The 4,534-nt window shown below is 51.3% G+C and carries 4 protein-coding genes and 1 pseudogene; 1 reads left to right on the top strand and 4 read right to left on the bottom strand.

All coding sequences use genetic code 11. The features are described from left to right. The 4 genes from P9B68_RS11625 to P9B68_RS11610 all read right to left on the bottom strand — a co-directional run. Positions 1 to 1,018, bottom strand: a 1,018-nt coding sequence (locus P9B68_RS11625; RefSeq protein WP_277669113.1) for a recombinase family protein, incomplete at its 3' end; no start/stop codon positions are given. A 102-nt stretch (positions 1,019 to 1,120) separates the two neighbouring features. Next, entirely contained in the window at positions 1,121 to 1,546 is a 426-nt protein-coding gene (locus P9B68_RS11620) for a hypothetical protein (RefSeq protein WP_277669112.1), read from the bottom strand. 68 nt (positions 1,547 to 1,614) lie between these two features. Continuing rightward, positions 1,615 to 2,019 carry a hypothetical protein gene (locus tag P9B68_RS11615; RefSeq protein ID WP_277669111.1) on the bottom strand — a complete coding sequence of 135 codons (405 nt, stop codon included), beginning with the start codon at positions 2,017 to 2,019 and terminating at the stop codon, positions 1,615 to 1,617. A gap of 679 nt (positions 2,020 to 2,698) precedes the next feature. Continuing rightward, complete coding sequence (locus P9B68_RS11610) at positions 2,699 to 3,667, bottom strand: AAA family ATPase (RefSeq protein ID WP_277669110.1); 969 nt, start codon at positions 3,665 to 3,667, stop codon at positions 2,699 to 2,701. A gap of 296 nt (positions 3,668 to 3,963) precedes the next feature. Here P9B68_RS11610 and P9B68_RS11605 point away from each other — a divergent pair. Beyond that, a pseudogene (locus tag P9B68_RS11605) lies at positions 3,964 to 4,534 on the top strand (hypothetical protein); the annotation flags it as partial.

Here is a 4,534-nt window from a genome sequence, read left to right as displayed (position 1 = left end):
CCATGGTGTGGGCCCGGTGGAGCACCATCGTCCCGCCGCAGTCGGCGCAGTAGACCAGGCCGGAGAACATATTCTGTTCCGCCATGTCCGCCCTGCGCCGCTTGTGCTTCCGGATGTCCTGCACGATGTCCCAGGTTTCCTGCGTTACCAGCGGCTCATGAGTGTTCTCAAACCGAAGCTGTTCCGATTTTGGGCGTTCGATCCGTTTCTTGTTTTTGTAGGATACCGTGGTGAACCGTAGGTTGATGGTGTGTCCCAAGTAGACCTCATCCTCCAAAATATCGGCGACCGTCCGGCTGCTCCAGTCAAAGGGTCTTGCGGTATCCACGCCGGTCAGAAGGACGCCGGTTTTGCGGTAGTAATAATTGCCCGGCGTGAGAACCTGTTCCTTTTTCAACTGCCGTGCGATCTGGCTGGGTCCTTTCCCTCCGGCACAGAGACTAAAAATCTTTTGCACAACCGGCGCGGCATCCTCATCGGGAACAATCTTCCTTTTGGGGTCGCTCTCGTCCTTCTTGTAGCCGTAGGGCGCTCTAGTCGCCACACGTTCGCCACGTTCCGCTTTTGATTTCACGACTGCACGGATTTTCCTGCTGGTATCTTTGGCGTAGAAATCGTTGAACAGATTCACAAACGGAGTGAAATCATTGTCACCATAGAGGCTGTCCACGTTGTTATTGACGGCGATGAAGCGGACTCCATAACTGGGGAATATCATCTCGGTATACTGACCGACCAGCAAATAGTCTCTACCGAGCCGGGACATGTCCTTGACGATTATCGTTGCCACTTCGTCGTTTTCCACCAGCTTCATCAGTTCTTTCCATGCCGGCCTGTTAAAGTTTGTTCCGCTGTAGCCATCGTCAGAAAGGAAGAGAATGTTCTCAAATCCGTTGTCAGCAGCATACTTCTCCAGCATCAATCTTTGGTTCTGTATGCTGTTAGACTCGCCGTCACGCTCATCCTCCTGACTTAGCCTGCCATAGAGTATTGTATATTTCAGGTTTGCCTGTTTCATAAATACCTCCTTTTTCGTTGGCAAACCGATACGGAAAATGGGATTGCGGAAACTCCGCAATCCCAAGCATACCGAAGAGTTTGCCGGAAGTCTACTGATTTTTCAGAAAGAATTTCGCTCCGCTTTCTGTTCCTTGTCGATCAAGGAAAGGAGCTTGTCGGTAGGGGTTGAGGAAGCGTCCTTGGGAAACACCGAGCTAACGGCGAACTTTTTCCCGGCCACAATCATGTGACGTTCCAGGCAAATGCCATCTGGTTCTTCCTTGAGTTTTGTATCCTCGAACAGTGCGACCGGCGTGCCGTCAAGCTCGCTTTCAACAATTCCCGCCGTGTCATAACTGCCCCAAATACCGGTTTCCAGGTAGTGCCGGTTTAAGTTTTTGACCCGCCTGAGCCATACGCGCTTCTTCATTCTGCCGTACTTTTCAAACAGTGCCTCTGCCTGCGACACCTTTGGATGGTTGTCCCGAAGCACGATAATGCTTCCGCGAAACGCGTAAGCGGTTAAACATTCTTGGTTTTCTTTCATGAAAATTCCCTCCTGTCAATTATTTTTGTACTGATTTTATTACTCATTGAATTTCCAAAATTATGATATTATTGGCCTTCGTGCTGATACCGGTAAGCCTGTTCAAAGGTGGGGACACTGCCCAGCGCTTTCACTTCCTCCGAACATTTTTGGTGCAGCCGCTGCATCTGGTCATCCGTCACACGCATTTGCGCTGCGATTAAGTGGCATAGCTTTGCCAGCTCCACAGAAATTTTATACTGCCCGGTGCCGAGGGATTTGCCGACCTGCTCCATCTTCTGCTGCACGGCCGAGGTGAACATTTCGTCAAAGAATTTTGGATTCTGTTCGGCGTTTAAGTATCCGGCATAGAATTCAATGGCTTTTTCCACGAATTCGTTGCGGGAATCTGCATTCGCGCGTCTGAGGTTATCATCACAGAGCTTCAGGTGCGCCGGCGTAATGGCAAGCCCGGATTTTACTCGTTTGCTCATGGGTATCTCATCCCTTTCTTTGTTATTTTCGCTTTGGTGCCGCAGTACAGCCGTCTGCGACACCTTGCCAAATGCAGATAAACAGTGGGATTGGAGGCTGTTTTAAAGTCATACGACCACCTATTGCGGTACCTTGAACCGAATTCCGACCCCCTGAGAGGTACCGTCCCCGACCCGCGTTGCGGGGCGGTGTGTCCGGCGCGGGGGCACCTCCAGCGACCCCGTGCCTTTAACCTGCCTCATTTTCGGCCGTATGGTTCACCTCCTGAAATAAGCTGAATATAGGTAACAGTTGATTGCGCCGCCGTTCCTCCACAAAGCCCTGTCCATGGCATTGTCCTGCCTGCGGGTGTATGGGTATCATCCTGCCGGGAAAAGGCGGTACAGAGGTGAATATGCGGTGAATACAGGCTGTTGCTTGCTGATGTTCATACTTCGTAAAAATGAGCCAAGTTGGTTTAAGTTTCGTTTGTCCGAATTTTGAAAGCGCCAAATGTGAGCCATGTTGGTGCAAGTTCCGCCTGTTTTGCTGCAGACTGTTTAAAAGTTAGCCAACATGGTATACTTCCCGCCGATGCCGCCCCCCGCCATGCCTCAAAGTTAGCCCACTTGGTTACACTTTGCTCCGCGAAGGTTTGGGAAGGTTGCAAGGATGCAAAGTATATAAGACATTGCACCCTTACATCCTTGAATCATGAAGCTGCCAGTACCATTGGCTCCCCAGCTTCACAGACTGAGCGCCGATGTTTTTCTTTGCAATGTTGACGGTGCGCTCCGAAATGCCCAGCTCTGTCGCCCTCCGGAACACTTCTTCTACGGGAACGGGATCGATCAGCAACTTTTTCAGTTCGTCCTCCATCAGCATCGTCTTGGTCTGCACGGAGCCAGTGCCGGAGAGAACTTCATCCACTGTGGCGTCGCAGTATCCTTTCCACTGAAAACCGTTCTCCGCATCCAGAGAAAACGCGATGGATTTTCCCTCAGGAGCCAGGCTGCTTTTGTCGTGGGCAACGATCCGGATACCTGGGTTATCTTTCAGTCTCCCGACCAGAAGCACGCTTCTTGCCGCTGCGCGGAAATCGATGGAGCCCAAACCACGGTAGGAAGCTTTCAATCCCTGCGCCTTGTTCATATGTCCGATTAATATGACAGCGCAGCCGGTGCGATCCGCCATGGAACACAGACGTTTAATCACCGGACGCACCTCGTTGGCGCGGTACATATCCACGTCACAACCGAGATAAGCCTGCAGCGGATCGAGTACAATCAGGCGTGCGCCCGTTTCCTGCACAGCCTGTTCCAGCCGCTCATCGTACAGCGTCAGTTCCTTATCTGATTCATCAATCACCAATACACGGGAACAGTCCGCGCCCGATCGCTCCAGCCGGGGCTTGATGGTGTCCGCCAGCCCGTCCTCCGCCGACTGGTAGATGACGTTGATGGGAGGACTTGCCGCTTCTTCCTCCGGCAGCGGCTCGCCGTTGGTCAGCAGCGCGATCATCGCCAGAACAAAAGAGGTTTTCCCTTCTCCGGGATCGCCCTGAATGATGGTGACCTTGCCATAGGGGATGTACGGATACCACAGCCATTGCACCTGCTCCGACGGAATGTCGCTCATCCGGATGAGCCTTGATTTCTTTTTCTGCATATTCTCACCTCCGTCCACAGAGTTCTGCTTGTTTTAATTTTTGCACCGTGCTCCCGGCCAGGTTCCTGCCCTGCGGCCTTGCGTAACCAGCACGGCGTTTTCATCTCATTGGCACGCTTGCCTACATTTGCAGGGTCCCTGCATGCTTCGCCTGAAAGTACATCCGCTCCGGGTACGGCTATTCAATTTTTAATCTTTTTTTGCCCTGATTTTATTTTTACAAATGCCGTGGTAGAATGATACAGAGAATGCAAATAATATATTTTTGAGAAAATCCATTATTTGCGGAGGGCAGCATGTTTCCGTATTTCAAAGTTTTCATCGACAATCAGTCATTCATGAACATTCTCTGGTACTCAGATGAACAAAAGCACGGCTTTCGGCGAAGCGGGCAGATCGGAGAAGGGCTGGTAAGCTTCTGCGAGCTTGATCTGAATGCCCTTGAAGATAAATTAAAAGAGCTTGCCGGCATACCGCAGACAAGCTTGAATTACGACATTATACGAAATGGTATTTTTGACGCAGCGGAGCTGTTAAAGGACAAGCATGACTACGCTTTTTTCTTCCTGGTGGGCGCGCTGAACAATATCCTGGCAACCCCGGTCTATTTTCAGGATGATATTGAAGCGCGGAGACTGGGGCAGCTGCAAAGCTGTTTTGCCATTCTGGAGGATGTGCTGACGCTGCAGGAGATATTTCAGTATGCCCTGCGCTTCTGCCTTGACAAGGACAATCTGTCCGACCGCTCGGCATCCGAAAGGCTGGTCGGCTTCTATTTTCAGTTTCCGAACTTGAGCAAGTTTACCGTGCAGACGGGCTTTGCGGTGGCTCCGGTGAAAAAGGGTGCTTTGGATTACGAGAAGGTTG

Source organism: Caproiciproducens galactitolivorans (assembly GCF_029266045.1).
Taxonomy (GTDB): domain Bacteria; phylum Bacillota; class Clostridia; order Oscillospirales; family Acutalibacteraceae; genus Caproiciproducens; species Caproiciproducens galactitolivorans.
Note: the sequence above shows the minus strand (reverse complement) of the source record. Positions and strands in the feature narration are given on the sequence as shown.

Coding starts and splice junctions, on each gene's coding strand:
- P9B68_RS11610 (WP_277669110.1), bottom strand. CDS start 3,667: ATGCAGAAAAAGAAATCAAGGCTCATCCGGATGAGCGACATTCCGTCG.
- P9B68_RS11620 (WP_277669112.1), bottom strand. CDS start 1,546: ATGAAAGAAAACCAAGAATGTTTAACCGCTTACGCGTTTCGCGGAAGC.
- P9B68_RS11615 (WP_277669111.1), bottom strand. CDS start 2,019: ATGAGCAAACGAGTAAAATCCGGGCTTGCCATTACGCCGGCGCACCTG.